Genomic DNA, 19919 nt, shown 5'->3' with positions numbered 1-19919 from the left:
CATGAAGAAGTTTGTAAACACTTTGGAAAAAATACAAATGACTGTTGGTGTTTTGTTTCTATGCATCTTCGTTTTTGTCATTGTACTGCAAATTATAACGAGACATCTCGGTATTTCCATCATCTGGACAGAAGAAGTGGCGAATTATTCATTCATTTGGGCAATATTCATGGGTGCAGCAGTTATGATTAATCGCCGTGAACATTTCAACTTCGATTTTATTGTACAGAAATTGACCGGTGCGAAAAAAGCGGGACTAAGCATTTTTAATGATTTAGTGCTCATTGTTTTCAATTTTGTCATCTTCCTGTTAGGCATGCAGGTCGTTACAGAGTTTTGGAACTACAGATGGGCGACATTGCCGGAAATGAAGATGGGTTACGTGTGGATTGCAATTCCAATTATGGCACTGACGATGATTGTTTATTCCATTTCACATCTGATTGACCATGTGAGAGCAGTTAAAGCGAAGGAGGTTATCGAGTAATGGGCTTTTTACTTCTAGCTATATTTCTCGTGTTAATGATTATTGGGGTTCCGATTGCATTTGTAATAGGGATCGTTGCTTTAATTGGTATTATCAGCATTCCATATACACCGGAAGCAACGGTGCCGATGTCAATGGTGAACGGACTGGACTCCTTCGTTCTACTCGCTGTTCCGTTATTTATTCTTGCAGCTAATCTGATGAATTCCGGTAAGATTTCCGAAAAGTTGATTGAGCTTGCTTTAGCGATTGTCGGGCCGATCCGCGGTGGTCTTGCCCATGCAAACGTTCTCGTTTCCATGATGTTTGCGGGAGTTTCCGGGGCGGCTCAGGCAGATACAGCAGGCGTAGGGAAAATCCTTATTCCAAGTATGCTGAAAAAAGGGTATGACAAAGAAACTGCTGTAGGGATTACCGCTGCGTCATCTACGGTAGGAGTTGTCATTCCTCCAAGTATCCCGATGATTATCTTCGCTGGACTGACGAATGCTTCGATTGGTGCTTTGTTTCTTGGTGGAATTGTTCCGGGGATACTCATAGGAGTAGGAATGATGGTTTTTGTTTATATCGTAGCGATTAAGCGCAATTATCCACGAGCGGAACGGGTGGAAATTAAAAAATTCCTTAAATTACTCGGAGAATCGATTCCAGCACTTTTTACACCTGTCATTATTATAGGCGGTATTATCAGTGGATTTTTTACTGCAACAGAAGCTGCTGCAGTGGCTTCGATTTATACTTTAATAGTTTGCATGTTCTATTATAAGACGATAAAAGTAAAAGATTTATCAGGGATTTTAATGGATACGCTTGCACTAAGTTCCTTGTCATTGTTTGCTCTCGCAGCAGCCAGTGCGCTCGGTGAGCTGATGAGTTATTACCAGATAGGAGCTATGGCTCAAGAGTTCTTTGACAGCAATATCGGTTCAAAATGGCTGTTCATTTTGATTATCATTGGATTCTTCCTATTTATCGGTACGTTTATGGATGCGATTCCAGCAATGATTTTATTTGTTCCTGTCATACTGCCGACAGCCCTTGAGTTTGGCATAGACCCTGTGCACCTAGGTCTTATTGTTGTCATTACACTTGCGATTGGTCTTATCACACCACCATATGGTCTATGTTTATTACTCGCAGCGAAGATCGGGAATATGTCTGTGGAAAGATCTTTCGTTGCAGTGATACCATATATTGCAATTATTTTGGTTATATTACTGTTTGTGGCGTTCTTCCCGCAAATTGCATTTTATATTCCAAAATTGATCAACCCGGCATTATTTTAATACCGGCTAAGAGGTGAATTACTATGGAGGATAAACAGATAGCAGCAGAAGCATCTGTCAAATATATACGAGATGGAATGATAGTTGGACTAGGTTCTGGTTCAACGGTTAACTATATGTTGCGGAAACTTGGAGAGCGGGTGCAACAGGGACTTCAGATTAAAGGAATTCCGACTTCGGTTAAAACGGAAAAACTGGCAAAAGAACTTGGTATTCCATTAACCGATTTCTCTGAAACCAAGCAGATTGACCTTGCCATCGATGGTGCTGATGAAGTTGATTCAAGCTTGAATCTTTTAAAAGGTGGAGGCGGTTCCCTTGTCAGAGAAAAAATTGTTGATCAGGCTGCAGATGAATTGATAATCATTGCTGATTCATCAAAGGTGAAATCCGTGTTGGGAAACTTTCCATTACCAGTCGAAGTAGTTCCTTTCGGTTATGAAAAGACAATGGAGTATATTGCTGCATTTGGATGTACCCCAGAACCAAGGGAAAAGGATGGTCGGGTATTCATTTCCGATAATGGTAATTATATTTTAGATTGTAAGTTCGACTTAATTGAAAATCCAGTGACTCTCCATGAACAATTGAAGTCTTTGACCGGGGTAGTTGAAACGGGACTATTCCCTGAGATGGCGAGTAAAGTCATTCTTGCCAGAGAAGGTAAAGTAGAAATTTTAAGCAAGTAAAACTTGTAAGGAGATAGATGAATATGAATGATATTATAACAATAGGTGAAGCGATGATTGCCTTCAGTCCCCAATCCAATGGGCCGATGAGATTTGTAAACGGATTTGAAAAGAAAATTGGTGGCGCAGAACTGAATCTCGCTATCGGTTGTGCTCGGCTTGGTTTGAAAACTGGTTATATCAGCCGATTGGGCAATGATGAATTCGGAAAATACATTTATAATTTTGCCCGTGGTGAAGGAATTGATATGTCGCATACTGAGTTTGTCGACGGATACCCAACTTCCTTGAACTTTAAGGAGATTATGGCGGACGGCAATGTCCGGACATTTTATTATCGTGATAAGTCTCCTACATTAACATTAACGCCTGAAGATCTGGATGAAGCATATTTTAAAGATGCAAAAATACTTCACCTTACAGGCATCTATCCGGCTATTGGTGATATTCACATCGAAGTGATGGAGAAGGCGATTGAACTCGCGAAAAAACATAATCTACTTGTTTCCTTTGACCCGAATATTCGTTTGAAGATGTGGACGAAAGAAGAAGCAAGGAAAGTTTTATCATCCATCTTACCTAAAGTGGATATACTGCTTGCTGGTGCCGAAGAAATGGATATCATCATTGGTGAGAAGGATCCGAATGTAATCATTGAAAAGGTGAAATCGATGGGCATCTCTTTTATCGCTGTGAAACAAGGCAGTGAAGGCTCTGTCGGGCACTACAATGGTGAAACCATTGATGCAAAACCGGTGAAAGCTAATAAAGTCGTCGACACGGTAGGTGCAGGAGATGGATTCAATGCGGGTGTCCTTTATGGAATTCTAAATGAATGGCCGCTTGGAAAGACGCTCCATTTCGGTAATACGATTGGCTCAATGGTTGTGAGTGTTGTAGGGGATAACGAGGGACTCCCATATTATGAAGAAGTACGAGAAAAACTCGGCGAGATTGAGAGGATCGAACGATGAAACTGCAACTAGCATTGGACAGGCTATCGTGGGATCGTTGTTTCCAATTAATCGAAGAGGTGAGCGAAAGCATTGACATCATTGAAGTAGGAACTGGTGTCATTAAAGAATATGGTATGGCAATTGTGAGGGAGATTCATAACCGATATCCGAACCATGAAATTTTAGCAGATATGAAGACTTGTGATGCTGGTAAACATGAAGCAAAACAGGCTTTCTCTGCTGGAGCGGATATTACTACTGTTATGGCATTTTCAGCTGATTTGACTATTAAAGACACACTTGAAGTTGCTGAGGAGTCAGGCGGCGAAATTATGATTGATTTACTTGAAGTCGATTCAAGGAATCGCATGGAAGAGCTATCGAAAGTGGGTGTTCAATTAGTCAGCCTGCATCTAGGAAAAGACAGGCAGCAACAGGAAGGTTTTCAAACTGATTTATTTTCCCTTGTAAAAGGATTAGACCTCAAAATTGCAGTGGCCGGTGGCGTGAACTTGGAGTCACTTCCTCGAATCATTCAAGAGAAGCCGGATATTGTAATTGTAGGCAGTGCCATTACAGGTGCGGATAATCCGAAAGAAGTAGCACGGCAAATGAAGAACATGATATCTTGAGCTGTTTGAAAGTTTTTTGATTCATGTCAAAGTTATTTACAGTTTTACTACCCAAGTGAGGGAGCTCAGCATCCCTCACTTGGGTAGTTATTTTAGTAGAACGATTATTTCCCAGTCGTCATATTCCACTTATGTAAGGAAAGCTCCCGTGCTTCATGGACGATATACGGATCATTCTCTGCCATTTCTTTAGCTTCCTTAAAGTTATCAGCAATATAAATAACCAACCCGCCTGTTCCATCTTCCAATGGACCTCTAGCAAAAATCTTTCCCTGTTCTTCTAACTCTTCCAAGTAAGATAAATGATCGGGTCTAAACGTTTGGCTCAATTCAAGGTCTTTCATTTTTAAAAACGCTGCGAAGTAAGACATATGATTCCCTCCGTTACTAGATTCATTTCTTAGTTTTAAGATTAACATAATTCCGTATTACAACAACATCCCCAAATACTTTTCAAAATTAATTCCTTCGATTTCAGGGACGCTTTCCACCGAAGAATCATGAATAGCTTCAGTGAGGAATTTTACTGCAAGCTGGACTGCATCTTTCAGGTTTTCCCCACGCATCATACTTCCCATAATGACGGATGCAAATAAATCACCAGTACCAGAATAGCTCTTCCCGTTATATTCCATACCTTGGTAAAAGGCGTTGTTTTTATCAATATAAAGATTTCCAATGGACTGCTTGTCACCAGGAAGCGCAGGGGGATTCACGCCGGTGATAATCACTTCAGCTCCGGTTGCTTGGCGCAGATGTTTACCTGTTTCTTCCAGTGCTTTCATGTAATCTTCTGCACTTGAGTAGTTCTGCAGTTTTTCAAAGGAAAGCCCCGATAATAGGCAGCATTCGGTTACATTTGGTGTAATGACGTCTGCTTGCTTCACCAGGTCCTTCATTCTCTCCAGCAGGCCGTCGCTAAATATATCATAAACTTCTCCGTCATCTCCCATGACTGGATCTACGAGTAAACGTGTTTCTTCTTTATAAAAGGTGTCCAAGAAATGGAATATATTATTGATCTGCTCCCCGCCTGTTACGAAGCCAGTGAATATTCCATCAAAGGTTACCTCGAGCTTATTCCATTCTTCCGTGAATTGATTCATTTTGGATGTGAAATCTTCCCAGAAATAACTAGGATAACCCGTTTGTGCAGAAAGAACCGCTGTTGGCAATGGACATGCTTGCACTCCCATAACGGAAAGAACAGGTATCGCAGCTGTTAATGAGCATTTTCCAAAGGATGATAAGTCTTGTATGACAGCAACTTTTTTCATAGTAACCTCCATTAGGCGAACAATTGAAACTTTTCCTATTTTACCATTTGCAGGCCAGATTGTCATGAACCCGGGGTGGCCTTTCAATAAATATATGCCAATCTAAACTGACCCCATTAAAAATTCATAAATTGACACTTTGGATTATGCCAATTCTTTGCTAAAGTAATAAGAAAATTCTACTTGGGAAGGAATATCGAGATGGAGCAGACACCAAATTATGCGAAGCAACGAATGAAAACACAAGATTTAATACTTACCTCTATGTTAGTCGCACTTATTTTTATTGCTACTTTTATTAATATCAGACTACCGATTGCTGCAAATGGCGGGCTTGTACATTTAGGAACAGCGATGCTCTTTATCGCTTCCATACTCTTTGGTCCGAAAAAAGGAGCCATTGCCGGAGCGATTGGAATGGGATTATTTGATTTGTTAGGTGGATGGGTAATCTGGACACCAATTACGATTGTGGCACGTGGATTGCAGGGCTATATTATCGGAAAAATTGCTTGGGCTAATGGTAGAAAAGGGAACAGTTTTGCCTTCAACCTGACTGCGATGCTCGTATCCACTCCAGTAATGATCGCTGTATATTATCTAGGTGAAGTAATCCTTTATGGCAACTGGATAACACCGTTAGCATCCATCCCTGGAGATATCACATCAAGTGTGATTGGAATTCTTGTTGCACTGCCACTTTGTGCAACCTTGAAGAAAGTTTCTTATTTTAAGTAGATAAATCGAGGTAGGGACAGGCCATTTCTGTCATCGAATAGACGATGACAGAAATGGCCTGTCCTTTATTTTTCCATTGATGTTTTATCCAACAATGAACATAAAAAGACTGCCTGCACATAGACAGACAGTCATTATCTTTTATATAAAGGGGGAGTCATCTAACATAAAATTTAACTTTCGAGCCACTATCATTCCTCTGAATCTGTCGGCTCTTCTGTTTCTAATTCATCTTCCGTTTCAGCGTTTGGATCCTCAGCATCACCTGGTTCAGATCCTGGCTCTGAATCAGTAGCAGGTTCCTCTTCTTCCATTTCTGTGTCTGTCCCCGGATCCGTTTCTCCTGTACTTGGGGTCGTTTCCGTCTCAGCTGGTGGGGTCTCCATCATGTCTTCTTGGTCTTCCGCTTCTCCTGAGCAAGCAGCTAACGTCAATGCGATACCAACAGAAAGTACACCTGTAAGAACTTGTTTGATCTTCATCTATTGACCTCCTAAACATTTGACTTCCCTTATAGAATAACTGAAATATGTAAGAAAACTGTGGAGTTCTCATAACAAACCAATATCATTATGATGTCAAAGGAAAAAATGATGGTAGCTAACAAAACGTTGAGGTAATCTGCTTATTCAAAGAATTGGCAAAAACAATTTAACAATCGCTTCATCTTATTGTAAAAAACATTAGATTTTTATGAATCTTATAACGGGTTGCAATGTCTAGGGCAAGCTATTTAGTACGGTACACTTCGTAACTACCAGACTAGATATAAATATTCATCGACGTTGTAAATGCAATATGAAGTGGAGGGAATCATTTTTAAATCTCTAGTTAGATTGTCTAAAAGGTAGAAAATATTCTTCATACAATTTGTGCATTGTTTAGTTTTTTAACTACTGTTAATATAGTGAAAACACAGTAAAGTGAAATCTTGATACGAAATGTAATTCACTTGTCAGAAATGAATTATCAAGTTCGAACCATATAATGAAAGCGCTTATATGGGGTGGTCTATCTTTTCTATTTAACTATTATTATCTATGAGTCACATAACAAATAATTAGTACGGCAGATTTCAAATTGTTATTCCCTATACTTAGATGAAGTTGGAGGAAAAAATATGAGTAACTTAAAAAAAGACGATATTATTGTTGTAGACAGGAAGGCTGCTAAACAGACGGTTTTCGTTACATCACTTGGTAATGCCATGGAATGGTTTGACTTTGGTCTATATGCGTATTTGGCTGTTACGATTGGTAAAGTGTTCTTTCCTGAGATCGATCCTGCTTATCAATTGATTTATGCATTTGCTACATTTGCCATTGCATTTATTGCACGTCCAGTTGGAGGTTTGGTGTTTGGGATGTTGGGGGATCGGATTGGTAGAAAGAAAATCCTTTCGCTTACACTAATTATGATGGCAGCGTCTACCGTGTTTATTGGTCTTATTCCAAGCTATTCTACTATAGGTGTTGCAGCTCCTATTTTGTTGCTGTTTGCCAGATTAATTCAAGGGTTCTCAACCGGAGGAGAATATGCAGGTGCTATGACTTACATAGCCGAGTCGACGCCGGATAAAAGACGTGGTTTTTTAGCAAGTGGTTTAGAAGTTGGAACACTCGTGGGTTTTGCTTCTAGTGCTGCATTAGTTACATTGTTGACTTACATCCTCGGTCCTGAAAAAATGGTGGAATGGGGATGGCGGCTGCCATTCTTGATTGCTGGGCCGTTGGGAGTTATTGGTTTTTATATGCGCTCTCGCTTATCGGAAACGCCTGCATTTATGGCATTGGAAGAAGCAAAGGAAGAAGATCGGCATCGTGCTTCGCTTAAAGAAATATTAACGAATCATTGGAAGCCATTGCTAATTTGTTTAGGAGTAGTATTCTTCTATAATACAGCGCTCTATATGGTCCTTACTTATATGCCATCCTATTTAACTGAAGAACTTGGTTACGGTGAAACAAAGGGATTGGTTTATTCACTTCTAGTGATGGTTTCCATTATTCCTATCATCTTAATAATGGGTCATTGGAGTGATCGAATTGGTCGCAACAAGATTGTGATAGGGGCTCTAATCGGAAACATTATCCTTGGAGTACCAGCATTTATGATGATGAGTTCAGGTAATGGTTTTATTGTTTTCTCTGGGCTGTTTATACTTGGAATCATGCTCGCAGCTTTCCAAGGTGTTCTACCTGCAACATTGCCGTCCCTATTTTTTACCAAAGTACGTTATGGTTCACTTGCGATCACGTATAATATTTCTACCTCATTATTTGGTGGGACAACCCCGCTAATTATCGCTTGGCTAGTAAGTATGACGGACAACAGTATGATTCCTGCATATTACTTGATAGCTGCCTGTATAGTCGGTCTTATAGTAGTCAGTCTCTTTGTAAAAGAAACAGCTGGCAAATCGTTAAGAGGTTCTGCACCAACTATTGAAGATCAAAGCGAAGTGGATGAGATACTGAAAAATCCAGTTCAAGCTCTTTGGTGGAAGGAAGAAGAACCAGCGGAGATGCATGTAGAAGCTTCGTACACCCAAAACTCTCCTGCAAAAACAAACATTAAATAAAGAAGTAAAACACCTTATAAATCTATAAGTTATAAGGTGTTTTACATTTTATTAGCAAAGATGTTTATAACCAATTGGGATTCTTGTATGATGGAAGTGTATCTCAATCATTTCGTGTGTGTTTATTTGGTCGTTCCAGAATATAATCTATTGGTGACATTTGAGAGGAGAGATTGTGAAATGTTGCATGTCCGTGATATTATCGAACTCCCCCTTTTGAAAACGTCTACATTAAAGACAGGTAAAGCTGTATTAAATAATAAAATGGTGGAATGGGTTTCGGTTATAGAATACCCTGTTGAAAATTTTGTAAGAGAAAATGAATTTGTACTCACGACAGGAATTGGCTGTCACGAGGATATTGATATTTTATTAGAGTTTGTGAAAGATGTATATGATTCAGGGGCATCAGCATTAGCGATTGCAACAGGACGCTATATATTTGAGATACCTGATGAGATTATTCGATTCGCGGAAGAGCGAAACTTTATTATCATCGAATTGCCATGGGAAATCCGCTTTGCTGATATCATCCAAGAAGTGATGAGAGAATTAAATCAAATTCAGCAGCTCGATCTAAAGCGTTCAAATGGGATTCCACAAAAATTGATTCAAATGATTTTAGATGGTAAAGACTTAAGGCAAATCTCAAGTTATGTCGAACAAGAGCTGAATCTTCCTATTTTAGTTTTAAACAAGAAAGGAAAACCGGTAGCTGGCAGTGCGGACCATTCCAAGGTCTTTGCGATAAGGAATCAATTTAAAAAGCAAATCAAACAGGAAGGATCGAATCATCCGCTGCAGTCTAAAATTAGAGTGATAACAGATGAAGAATTCAACTTGTATCACCTTTCGATTCAAACAAATGGGGAACATGAAGGGGAAATTTGTGTTTTATCTGATGTAAACGATCCGTTAAATCAGGGAAAGATTCATATAATAGAACACGCAACGATGGCTTCTGCATTATGGTTTACTCGAAATAGTGTCGCTACGGAAGCTGAGATGCACTTGCAAAATGAATTTCTGTTAAAAGTGATTAAGGATGAGAATTTGTCCGAGGAATATAAAACGACGAAAGCCGAGCAATTTCAATGTAATTTAGAACTACCTTACGAATGTATTGTAGGGTATCCAGAGAATTTAGATACATTAATGGAAAAAGATTATAATAGAAATTTAAATAATGAGAATGAACTGGAGCAGATGATCAGCTATCTAAAAGAAGAATTGATTTATGCGGCAGAAGCTGTTAAACATCAAATGCTATTTGCTTATGAAGATGACCTTATCATCATCTTTTTAGAAGTAACGAAAGAATCCACCACTGATTCCGTTAATCATTTTTTAGATTTGATTGAACGTAGATTACATCATTTCTTTCCTGGTTTGACCTTTTCGTGGGGAATTGGAAAACATAGAGAAGGTATTGGAGAGTTTCCTAAAAGTTTCAAAAAAGCAAAAGCGGCATTGGATATGGGAAGGAATCAAATTGGAATAGGTAAACGGCTAAAATTTGATGAAATGCGTATGAATCGGTTATTGCTTAATTTGGCGATAAATGAAGAAGTGCAAGAAATAATCGCGGGTCCGCTCTTACCATTAATACAATATGATGAAAAACGGGATATGGATTTAATTCATACATTCAAAGGATACAACCGCAATAGCGGAAATGTAAGTCAAACTGCACGAGAACTCAATCTTCACCGTCAGTCTCTCTTATATCGGTTAAGGAAGATTGAATCACTGACAGGACTATCACTCGTTAATCCAGATGATCTCTTTCTGTTGGATTTTAGTATTCGGGTCTGGTCGACAGGTGTCATTAAGAGAGAACAAATTGAGAAATCAAGCCCTTCACCTATAAATGGGCTTTAATACAAATATATAGATTAAAAGCTACAGGCACTCTGTTCGGCAGAGTGCCTGATTTTATTTTATCAGCATTTTCATGAGGTAAATCTGTATAAAGAACAATATAAATCAAACTGTATGAAAATATTTTATAAAATTCATACAAATTATCGAATGTATTATTGGAGTATTCCTTCTATAATTAAGTTAGGGAATCATCACAATCTTATAAAATAATATTTACATCAGAAAGAGAGGGAACATGATGTTGCCATTCAGTTTGAAAGAGTATAAAAAACGACTAGATCAAACAAAGAAAAGTATGCAGGAAAAAGGGATTGAAGTTTTAATCGTGACTAACCCTTCCAATATGAATTACCTTTCTGGATTTAACTGCTGGTCATTTTATGTAGATCAGATGCTAGTTGTGATGGTCGATGAGGATCAGCCGATATGGATAGGCAGACAAATGGATGCGAATGCTGCTAAAGCTACTACCTGGCTTTATCATGAAAATATTATCCCTTACCCAGAAGATTATGTGCAATCAAAAACAAAGCATCCTAGCGAATTTGCTGCTCAAATTTTAACGCAAATTGGTCAATCCAACCGGTCCATTGGAATTGAAATGAATTCTTACTTTTTTTCTATAAAATCATACGAATGTCTAAAAAGAAATCTTCCTAATGCGACATTCTCTGATGCTAGTTTACTAGTCAACTATGTACGTATTATCAAATCCGACCAAGAAATTGAATACATGAAGAAAGCAGCAAAAATTGTAGAAATCGGCATGCAAACTGCTGTGAATTCCATCCAGGAGGGTGTTAGAGAGTGTGATGCCGTCGGCGATATTTATCGGGATTTAGTCCGGGGGACGGATGATTTCGGCGGAGACTACCCAGCGATTGTACCTATGCTTCCTTCTGGAAGAAATACATCTACGCCACATATCACTTGGACGGATAGGAAATATACAAATAATCAAATGGTCATTATTGAAATTGCCGGATGCCACCAACGCTATCATGCACCGCTGGCCCGTACTGTATCACTTGGAATGCCAAGTGAGGAAGCATTGGATGTATCCAAGGTTGTGGTTGAGGGATTAAATGCAGCCCTTGATGTGGTCAAACCAGGTGTTACTTGTGAAGAGATCGAATTTGCCTGGTCAAAAATCATCTCACAGCATGGACTGGTCAAAGAATCAAGAGTTGGTTATTCCGTCGGTTTAAGTTATCCACCTGATTGGGGTGAACATACAGCAAGTATCCGTAAAGGAGACCTCACTGTTTTAGAGCCGAATATGACATTCCATTTAATACCGGGCCTATGGTTTGAGGATTATGGAATTGAAATAAGTGAAACGTTCAGAGTGACAGAAACGGGCTGTGAAGTGCTTACGAATTTTCCAAGAGAGTTGATTATAAAAGATGATACCATCTCCACGTTAATTATATAGGCGTTGGCAGGCAGGGGGGAGTACCTAATGATGGTAACGAATGAACTTATTGGAGAAGTGATGGCAATTGAAGGTCAGCTTGTGAGCTGGAGGAGACATCTTCATCAATACCCAGAATTAAGCTTTCAGGAATATCAAACGGCAGATTTTGTTGCTGAAAAATTGAAGGAGATAGAAGGAGTTTCTGTTCAAGAACATATTGCAAATACTGGAATCGTAGCAACCATTTCTGCTGGTGAAGGGAAAACAGTGGCGATTCGTGCTGATATGGATGCTTTGCCGATTATGGAAAAAAATCAACATAGTTTTGTATCAAAAAATCCCGGTGTGATGCACGCATGTGGCCATGACGCCCATACAGCAATTTTACTTGGAACAGCGAAAATACTAGCGGAAAAGGCTAGAGAAGGATTATTCCAAGGGACGATAAAACTAATTTTCCAGCCTGCGGAAGAAGCGACGGACCATGAAGGTTTATCTGGAGCACCCCGCATGATTCAGGAGGGGGTATTGGAAAACGTCGAATCGATTATTGCTCTTCACATGTGTCCTTGGGAACCTGTAGGGACCATCCAAATGAATGATGGCTATAGTATGGCAAATGTCGATGTTTTCCATGGAAAAATAAAAGCGACAGGAGGGCATAGTGGATATCCGCATTTGGGAACGGATCCGATTTGGATGCTAGGCTCCTTTTTGCAAGCGTTTTACGGAATCATCTCCAAGAAAATATCTGCACTGGATACAGCTGTTGCAAGCATTGGTCAAATCCAGACGGGAACTGCCAGCAATATCATTCCTGAAGAAGTATCGATCACAGGTACATTGAGAAGTTACTCACCTGAAGTCAGAGATCAGCTCGCCAAAGAGGTGGAGCAAGCATTTAAAGTGGTGGAGCCTTTCGGAGGCTCCTATACATTCGTTGTAGAACGAGGTGAACCAGCTTTAAATAATGATCGCGAAGTGAATGAAGTGATAAGAAATGCTGCCACAGAACTGTACCCAGAGCTAAAGATTGTGCAAAAACCATTTGGTCTTGGTGGTGAAGATTTTGGATATATGACAAGACAAATACCAGGAGCCATGTTCTTTCTTGGATGTGCTATGCAGGATGGAATCTCACGTGACTTGCATACAAATACGTTTGATATTGACGAGCGCTGTCTTCCGATGGGCGTATCCATTCTTGCAGCATCTGCTCTAAGATTATTGAAGCAGTAATCTTTTAATCATTTTTCAGGAAGGTGTGATGTTATGAAAACCGAAGTGCTCCACACGAAAATGTTTCTTGCAGGTGAATGGGTCAGTAAAGACGAATCGATTGCAGTTTGGAACCCGCAAGACGATTCATTTATAACCAGTGTTCCCGCAGCATCGGAGGAAGATGTGTTATACGCCATCGAACAAGCGAAAGAAGGGGCTGAAATTGCTGCTGCGATGCCGGTCCACGAAAGGGTCAGCATCTTAAACGAGGCTGCTAATTATATTAAAAAGAATAGTGAAAAGTATGCGGAAACTATTGCATTGGAAGGTAGTAAGACCATTGTTCAAGCCAGATCTGAAGTGGAACGCTGTATCCAAACATTGCAGATATCAGCTGAAGAGGCAAGGCGTATCCATGGAGAAACCATTCCTTTCGATCAAAGAGAAGGCAGTGAAGATCGCCTGGGCTATTATTATCGTTTTCCAATTGGAATCATTGCCGCCATTACACCTTTTAATGACCCACTCAACTTAGTTGCCCATAAAATCGGTCCCGCTATAGCGTCAGGAAATGCCATTATCGTCAAGCCGGCAACTGTTACGCCGCTTAGCGCTCTGCTATTAGCGGAAGCATTTGAAGCTGCAGGTTTACCGGCCAAAGTGCTCTCGGTTATTACAGGGCATGGTGGAGAAATAGGCGATATGCTAGTCACTCATCCGGCGATTCGAATGGTTTCCTTTACAGGTGGCCTAGAAACAGGAGAAGAGATTGCACATAAAGCAGGATTGAAAAAGATAAGCATGGAGCTGGGATCCAACTCACCTGTCATCGTTTTAAAGGATACCGATGTTCAAGAGGCAGTAGAATCAACGGTATCGGGAGCTTTTTATGCCACGGGTCAAAACTGTCTTGGAGTCCAACGGATTTATATTGAACAGGAAATCTATGATGAATTCTGCTCCGAGTTCATTGTCCAGACTAATCAATATCGTGTGGGAGATAAGATGCTGGAAACGACAGATATGGGTCCGATGATTAACGAAAAGGAAGCGATGAGAGTAGAGCGATGGGTGAATGAAGCAGTTGATAAAGGTGCAAATCTCTTAATTGGAGGCAAGCGGGAAGGAGCATTTTATTATCCAACTGTTTTAACGGATGTTCCGGCAGATTGCAAAATTGCAAAGCAGGAAATATTTGGTCCGGTTGTACTACTATATGCCGTGGATGATTTTTCTACTGCGATCCAACAATCGAATGACGTTGACTATGGCCTGCAAGCGGGAATTTTCACAAGAGATATCGAAAAAGCATTTGAAGCCATCGAGAAAATGAATGTTGGTGGAATCATGATCAACGATAGTAGTGATTATCGGATTGACGGTATGCCATTTGGTGGTGTCAAAGGATCTGGACTGGGAAGAGAAGGTGTGAAATATGCCATCCAGGAGATGACAGAGCCAAAGGTCGTAAGTTTTAAGCTGAATTATAGAAAATCTATGTAATCCTATGCAGCAACACCTTTAACTAGGCTATTAATCAGGAAATCCAATAGCTTAATAGCTGAAAAAATATAATAATACCTGGAGGGAAAATGAATATGTTATTAAGAGAAACGGAAAGCTTACAAAAGCAATATGAAGAATTGGCTGAACTGGATAAGAAGCATTTCTTTCATCCATCCACCTCATTCAAACAACAACAGGCAGATGGGCCAGGGTTTATTTTTACAGAAGGAAAAGGAATCTATTTAAAAGATATAAGAGGAAGAGAAGTCATTGATAGTCTGTCTTCTTTATGGAATGTTAACATCGGACATGGAAGAGAGGAGCTTGCAGTTGCGGCAATGGAGCAAATGAAAAAATTGGCTTACAGCTCCACATTCGCAACGAATAGCCATGAACCAGTCATTCGTTTAGCAGCAAAAATCGCCGAAATGACTCCTGGAGATCTCAACTACACATTTTTCACTTGTGGTGGCTCAGAATCGAATGACACGGCATTTAAAACGGCACGTTACTACTGGAAAATGAAAGGCTATGAAAAGAAAACAAAAATCATCTCTCGCGGAAAATCTTATCATGGAGTATCCCTTGGTGCTTCACCTGCGACTGAGTTGTTCCCGTTCAGAGATTTCCCAGGGCTATCTCAAGAACACCTCTATGTAGATTCATCGATTGACGCACTGAAGGAATTAATCGAACGTGAAGGTGCCGAAACCATTGCAGCCATTATTTCTGAACCAGTTCAAGGTTCTGGCGGGGTGAACCTGCCACCATCAGAAGACTTCTTTAAAGAAGTTCGTGAGATTTGCGATCAAAACGATATTTTATTCATTGCAGACGAGGTCATCAATGGTTTCTATAGAACCGGTACAACTTTTGGTATCGACAACTTTGGTGTAGTGCCTGATATGTTGGTGTTTGCGAAAGGTGTGACTAGCGGTTATGCTCCGCTTGGAGGGGTAGTATTTACTGATAGACTTAAAGAAGAGTTGACAGAGCTGACAGAGGGCAACTTCTACCATGGATATACGTACAGCGGTCATAATACTGCCTGCGCAGTCGCTCTTAAAAACTTGGAACTCATTGAACAGGAAAAATTAAATGAAAATGTAAACCAAATGGGTGCTGAATTACTGAAAGGATTCAAATATCTAGAGCAAACTCATGATGAAATCGGCAATATTCGTCAAATTGGTTTACTCGGTGCCATTGAAATTTTCAAAGATAGAGATACAAAAACAACATTTGAAGAACCGCTTGCACCTAAGGTAGTAGAGGAAGCTCTGAAGCATAATATGATCGGCCGGGCAATCATTTATGAAGGTCAAGATACCATCGCATTTGCACCACCATTCTGTATTACAAAAGATGAAGTAGAGAAAATGATTTCGATTATCGATACTTCCTTAACGGCAGTGAAAAAAGGATTATAATGGAATGTAGAGGCAGATTCACTTCTGCCACTATTACGAAATAACGCCATCTATCCTATTGTTAATTCTGAAATATAATGTCAAACTAGGACTGGTGAGTGTCCATCACTAGTCCTAGTTTTTCGTGAATGAAAGGTGCACTTTTGTTGATGATTTTGACCATTAATTATCGTGGATATGGGGTGGAAAACTTTACCTGTATCCCGTCATGTCGCATTTTATAGTAAAAAAACTATTAAACGATATTTTTGCTATATTTTCAAAGAATTTGGTGATAGAATACAAGTGATAAACAAACTTTTAACAGCAAGGGGGCTTACAATGAAAGACACAATTGTTTGTAGATGTGAGGAAGTAACATTACAAGAGTTAGAAGAAACAGCAAGAAAATACAACAGTTCAGCACGTGAACTCAAGTTGCTGACAAGAGCCGGGATGGGCTTTTGTGGTGGGCGTACATGCCGTCAAGCTGTTGACAAGGTATTAACTGATATAACAGGGGAAGATCCTACAAATGAGCTTCCATTAAAGGTCGCTCCTCCAGTGAGACCACTTTCATTGACAGATTTAGGAGGCCTGGCAAAAGATGAATAATAGAATAGTAGACCATCCGGTGTTAGGTCAAATTGATCAAAAACGAAAGGTAACATTCCAATTTGATGGTAAAACGTATGAAGGATTTGAAAACGATACCATTGCATCGGCTCTTTTAGCTCATGGAGTCCGTACGTTGCGTAAGCATGAGGAATCTGGTAATCCTCGTGGCATCTATTGCAATATCGGCCATTGTTTTGAATGCCGGGTAACGGTTGATGGGGAAGATAATGTGCGGGCATGTTTAACTCCTATCCAGGAGAATATGGTTGTTGAAAGCGGGCAGGTTCAGCCTCATCCATTAGACCCTTCTAAGGAAGGCGTGAAGCCAAGAACATACGCGGAGTACAAAGAGCAGGAGGGACAGAAGTAATGCAACAATTAGATGTTGTTATTATTGGGGCTGGGCCTGCAGGGTTAGCGGCTGCCATCCAATGCAGAGAAAATGATTTAGATGTCGTCGTATTAGATGAATTTCCGAAAGTTGGAGGCCGTCTTCTTGGACAGCTCCATCAAGAGCCGAGTGGTGAATGGTGGAACGGAATTGAAGAGAGCAAGGCGTTACAGACAAAAGCGGAAAGTCTGAATACAGACATTCGTTTAGGTTATTCGGTTTATCATATAGAAAAATTGGAAAAGCAATTTGTTGTACATACGAAGCAACAAAAATTTGTAACTAATAATGTTCTTATCGCAACAGGTGCTGCAGAATCACCAGCTCCTATTCCAGGCTGGACATTACCGGGTGTCATGTCGATTGGTGCTGCACAAGTAATGACAAACGTTCATCGTGTAAAAGTCGGCGAAAAGGGAATTGTTGTCGGTGTGAACGTGTTATCTGCAGCGATTGCAAGAGAGTTGCAGCTTGCCGGGGTAGATCTTCACAGTATGGCTCTGCCAACTCGTAATGTCGTTTCAGAAGATCAAGCGAATCCGCGCCTTGTGATGGAGCGTTTGTCACGAATTGCACACTTGGCACCATCGAAGTTTATTCAATTCGGAAGCAGATTTGCAAAATGGAAATGGGTTCAAGATTTAGTCGTCCAATATTATCCTAAAAATGGAATCAAGATGTGGGGCATGCCAATCTATTTGAATAAGGCAATTAAACAAATCAATGGTACAGACAAAGTTGAATCCGTTACCATGGTTGATGTCACGATGCACGGGGACATCATTGGAAATTCCGAAGAGGAAATTCCTGTCGATTTTGTTTGTATAGCTGGCGGATTGTATCCTTTAGCAGAACTTGCAGGAGTTGTCGGTTGTCCATTCATTTACTCAGAGGAACTTGGTGGTCATGTGCCGGTTCATAATGAAAAAATGGAGACACCGGTAGCTGGAATTTATGTCGCGGGGAATATTACTGGAATTGAAAGTTCGAAAGTTGCCCGTGAACAAGGAAAGGTTGCCGGTCTGGCTATCGTCATCAAAGAAAAGAATACTTCTGAGATTACTGGTAAATTACAAACAGCTATCAGCGAAGTGAAAGCAACTCGGGATGCAGCAAGTATCCAATTCCACCCGCATATTCCAGAAGGCCGTGCGAAAGTATCCGCAGCATATGATGATTTGGTAAAAGCACAAGAAGTGGAGAAAGAATTGGAATACGTATAATTAACGGAGATAGTTTAGGGTAGCTTTTAAATTGTTTTTTAATTATAGGTTGGGGGTTATGATGTATGCCTACAAAAAATTATGAAGTTGCCATTATTGGCGGCGGAATTGTCGGCTGTTCAGTAGCTTATTATCTTGCTGAATCAGGATTGGACTGTATTCTGATCGAGAAAAATGATATTGCAAGCGGTACAAGTTCCCGTTGTGATGGTAACGTATCCATCGTTGATAAGGATCCCGGATTCGACAGCCATATGTCTTGGGTAAGCCAAGAATTGATTGAAGACTTGGCCAAAAAGTTAGATCGACCATTTGAATATAGAAGATCTGGTAGTATTCTAGTTTGTGATAATGATGATGAAATGCAGGCTGCTGTTGACTGGGTTAAAACACAAACGGAAAACGGTTTGAAGTTTAACGTGTTGGATCAGCAAGATATCCGTAATGAATCACCATTTTTCGCACATGACATCCCAGGCGGATTGGAATGTGAAACAGACTCTTTAATTAACCCGTATATGTTCTGCTATGCGTTAATCGATAAAGCAGAGAGAGATTATGGATTAGCCGTAAAAACACAAGCTGAAGTGAAGCATATTTCAAAGGACGATGCGGACTTTACTATCCAAACAACAAATGGAAATGTACGTGCGAAAAAAGTCGTTAACGCAGCTGGTGTTTGGGCACCATTCATCGGAAAAATGCTCGATGTAGATATTCCGATCATTCCGAGAAAAGGACATATTCTTGTCGGAGCGAGACAAGAGCCCGTCATGATGCGAAATGTCATGGAATTTGGTTACCTTATGAATAAATTTGGCCGTGAGCGTATCGCTGATGAGCGTACTGCTAAACACGGTGTTGCTCTCGTTTTGGAGCCGACAGAAAGCCAAAACTTCCTGCTCGGAAGCAGCCGTCAATTTGTTGGTTATGATCCAACGATTGACATTAATGTGGTTGAAACGATGGCAAGACGTGCACTCCGATTTTATCCGAAGATGAATGATTTCAAAATCATTCGTGCGTACACTGGTTTCCGACCGTATACGGAGGACCATTTACCAATTGTTTCAGCTGTCGACGAAGTTCCAGGATTTTATATCGCAGCAGGACATGAAGGGGACGGAATCAGCTTAGCGACTGGTACAGGTAAACTGATGGAAGAGATCATCAATGAAAAATCTGAAACGATTATGCCAACAGAACCGTTGAGCTTTAACCGATTCAAGAAAGATAAAGTGTATGCTTAAGTGATTATGAGAGTGAGAAAACCTGAAGAGAACTTCTCTTCAGGTTTTTGATTGGGGGCGTGGTATACGTTTTAATAATTGCTGCTCTCTTGTCTATTTTGCTATCGTACAGTATTCGTTCGTGACAATAGAAGCTCTCTATTGTACATTACACTCCCATACTAGCTTGATTCGTGTCAATAGAACCTCTCTATTGTACATTACACTCCCATACTAGCTTGATTCGTGATAACGTCCTTATAATTGTGTAAAAAGGTATAAAAAAATAGGTCATCTTCCAGACCCATGTTAAAATATTTTCGACCAAGAAAACAACACATGGAGGTAGGAAAAGATGACCCAAATAAATATTAC

Annotated in this window: 19 protein-coding genes; 16 read left to right on the top strand and 3 right to left on the bottom strand. The window is 40.1% G+C overall.

Features of this window, described 5'->3' with window-relative positions; translation table 11 throughout:
- Window position 1: 1 nt before the first annotated feature.
- From M3210_RS06725 to hxlA, 5 genes are read left to right on the top strand one after another with little or no spacing between them, the layout of a single operon-like run.
- Window positions 2-487 carry a TRAP transporter small permease gene (locus M3210_RS06725; protein WP_251512682.1) on the top strand — a complete coding sequence of 162 codons (486 nt, stop codon included), beginning with the start codon at window positions 2-4 and terminating at the stop codon, window positions 485-487.
- A complete protein-coding gene (locus M3210_RS06720) occupies window positions 487-1773 on the top strand; it encodes a TRAP transporter large permease (RefSeq protein ID WP_251512681.1) in 1287 nt (428 codons plus the stop codon). Before M3210_RS06725 ends, M3210_RS06720 begins: the two co-directional genes overlap by 1 nt.
- A 23-nt stretch (window positions 1774-1796) precedes the next feature.
- Window positions 1797-2462 (top strand): ribose-5-phosphate isomerase RpiA, encoded by a 666-nt coding sequence (gene rpiA, locus M3210_RS06715; protein ID WP_251512678.1) that lies wholly within the window; start codon window positions 1797-1799, stop codon window positions 2460-2462.
- A 23-nt stretch (window positions 2463-2485) separates the two neighbouring features.
- Complete coding sequence (locus M3210_RS06710) at window positions 2486-3436, top strand: sugar kinase (RefSeq protein WP_251512676.1); 951 nt, start codon at window positions 2486-2488, stop codon at window positions 3434-3436.
- On the top strand, window positions 3433-4050 hold the full coding sequence (hxlA, locus tag M3210_RS06705) for a 3-hexulose-6-phosphate synthase (protein ID WP_251512675.1): 618 nt from the start codon (window positions 3433-3435) through the stop codon (window positions 4048-4050). The genes M3210_RS06710 and hxlA overlap by 4 nt, the downstream gene beginning before the upstream one ends.
- A 104-nt stretch (window positions 4051-4154) precedes the next feature.
- Here the strand turns inward: hxlA and M3210_RS06700 are convergent, their stop codons facing one another.
- Window positions 4155-4421: a YciI family protein gene (locus M3210_RS06700; protein WP_251512672.1), complete on the bottom strand. Its 267-nt coding sequence runs from the start codon at window positions 4419-4421 to the stop codon at window positions 4155-4157.
- A gap of 57 nt (window positions 4422-4478) precedes the next feature.
- Entirely contained in the window at window positions 4479-5327 is an 849-nt protein-coding gene (locus M3210_RS06695) for a pyridoxamine kinase (protein ID WP_251512670.1), read from the bottom strand.
- Between the two features lie 201 nt (window positions 5328-5528).
- Here M3210_RS06695 and M3210_RS06690 point away from each other — a divergent pair, with 201 nt between their 5' ends.
- Window positions 5529-6065, top strand: coding sequence for an ECF transporter S component (locus tag M3210_RS06690; RefSeq protein WP_251512667.1), 537 nt, complete (start codon window positions 5529-5531; stop codon window positions 6063-6065).
- Window positions 6066-6256: 191 nt separating this feature from the next.
- Here M3210_RS06690 and M3210_RS06685 read toward each other — a convergent pair whose 3' ends face one another.
- The gene (locus M3210_RS06685; RefSeq protein WP_251512665.1) at window positions 6257-6547 is read right to left on the bottom strand and encodes a hypothetical protein; all 291 of its coding nucleotides are present in this window, start codon (window positions 6545-6547) and stop codon (window positions 6257-6259) included.
- Between the two features lie 638 nt (window positions 6548-7185).
- Here M3210_RS06685 and M3210_RS06680 point away from each other — a divergent pair.
- The 10 genes from M3210_RS06680 to M3210_RS06635 all read left to right on the top strand — a co-directional run bounded on the left by M3210_RS06680 (window position 7186) and on the right by M3210_RS06635 (window position 19565).
- The gene (locus tag M3210_RS06680; protein WP_251512663.1) at window positions 7186-8646 is read left to right on the top strand and encodes an MFS transporter; all 1461 of its coding nucleotides are present in this window, start codon (window positions 7186-7188) and stop codon (window positions 8644-8646) included.
- 180 nt (window positions 8647-8826) lie between these two features.
- Window positions 8827-10527: a PucR family transcriptional regulator gene (locus M3210_RS06675; RefSeq protein WP_251512661.1), complete on the top strand. Its 1701-nt coding sequence runs from the start codon at window positions 8827-8829 to the stop codon at window positions 10525-10527.
- Between the two features lie 241 nt (window positions 10528-10768).
- Window positions 10769-11965 carry a M24 family metallopeptidase gene (locus M3210_RS06670; protein ID WP_251512658.1) on the top strand — a complete coding sequence of 399 codons (1197 nt, stop codon included), beginning with the start codon at window positions 10769-10771 and terminating at the stop codon, window positions 11963-11965.
- Window positions 11966-11992: 27 nt separating this feature from the next.
- Window positions 11993-13186 carry a M20 metallopeptidase family protein gene (locus M3210_RS06665; protein WP_251512656.1) on the top strand — a complete coding sequence of 398 codons (1194 nt, stop codon included), beginning with the start codon at window positions 11993-11995 and terminating at the stop codon, window positions 13184-13186.
- 33 nt (window positions 13187-13219) lie between these two features.
- On the top strand, window positions 13220-14671 hold the full coding sequence (locus tag M3210_RS06660) for an aldehyde dehydrogenase family protein (RefSeq protein WP_251512654.1): 1452 nt from the start codon (window positions 13220-13222) through the stop codon (window positions 14669-14671).
- A gap of 95 nt (window positions 14672-14766) precedes the next feature.
- A complete protein-coding gene (locus M3210_RS06655) occupies window positions 14767-16104 on the top strand; it encodes an aminotransferase family protein (protein ID WP_251512652.1) in 1338 nt (445 codons plus the stop codon).
- A 321-nt stretch (window positions 16105-16425) separates the two neighbouring features.
- A complete protein-coding gene (locus tag M3210_RS06650; RefSeq protein WP_251512650.1) occupies window positions 16426-16698 on the top strand; it encodes a (2Fe-2S)-binding protein in 273 nt (90 codons plus the stop codon).
- Window positions 16691-17071, top strand: a complete 381-nt coding sequence (locus tag M3210_RS06645) for a (2Fe-2S)-binding protein (protein WP_251512648.1) — start codon at window positions 16691-16693, stop codon at window positions 17069-17071. Before M3210_RS06650 ends, M3210_RS06645 begins: the two co-directional genes overlap by 8 nt.
- Complete coding sequence (locus M3210_RS06640) at window positions 17071-18315, top strand: NAD(P)/FAD-dependent oxidoreductase (protein WP_251512646.1); 1245 nt, start codon at window positions 17071-17073, stop codon at window positions 18313-18315. The genes M3210_RS06645 and M3210_RS06640 overlap by 1 nt, the downstream gene beginning before the upstream one ends.
- Before the next feature lie 65 nt (window positions 18316-18380).
- Complete coding sequence (locus M3210_RS06635; RefSeq protein WP_251512644.1) at window positions 18381-19565, top strand: NAD(P)/FAD-dependent oxidoreductase; 1185 nt, start codon at window positions 18381-18383, stop codon at window positions 19563-19565.
- The last annotated feature ends 354 nt before the right edge of the window (window positions 19566-19919 follow it).

Source organism: Oceanobacillus luteolus (assembly GCF_023715655.1).
Lineage (GTDB): Bacteria > Bacillota > Bacilli > Bacillales > Amphibacillaceae > Oceanobacillus > Oceanobacillus luteolus.
The sequence above is the reverse complement of the archived record's forward strand: the minus strand, read 5'-3'. Positions and strand labels throughout refer to the sequence as shown.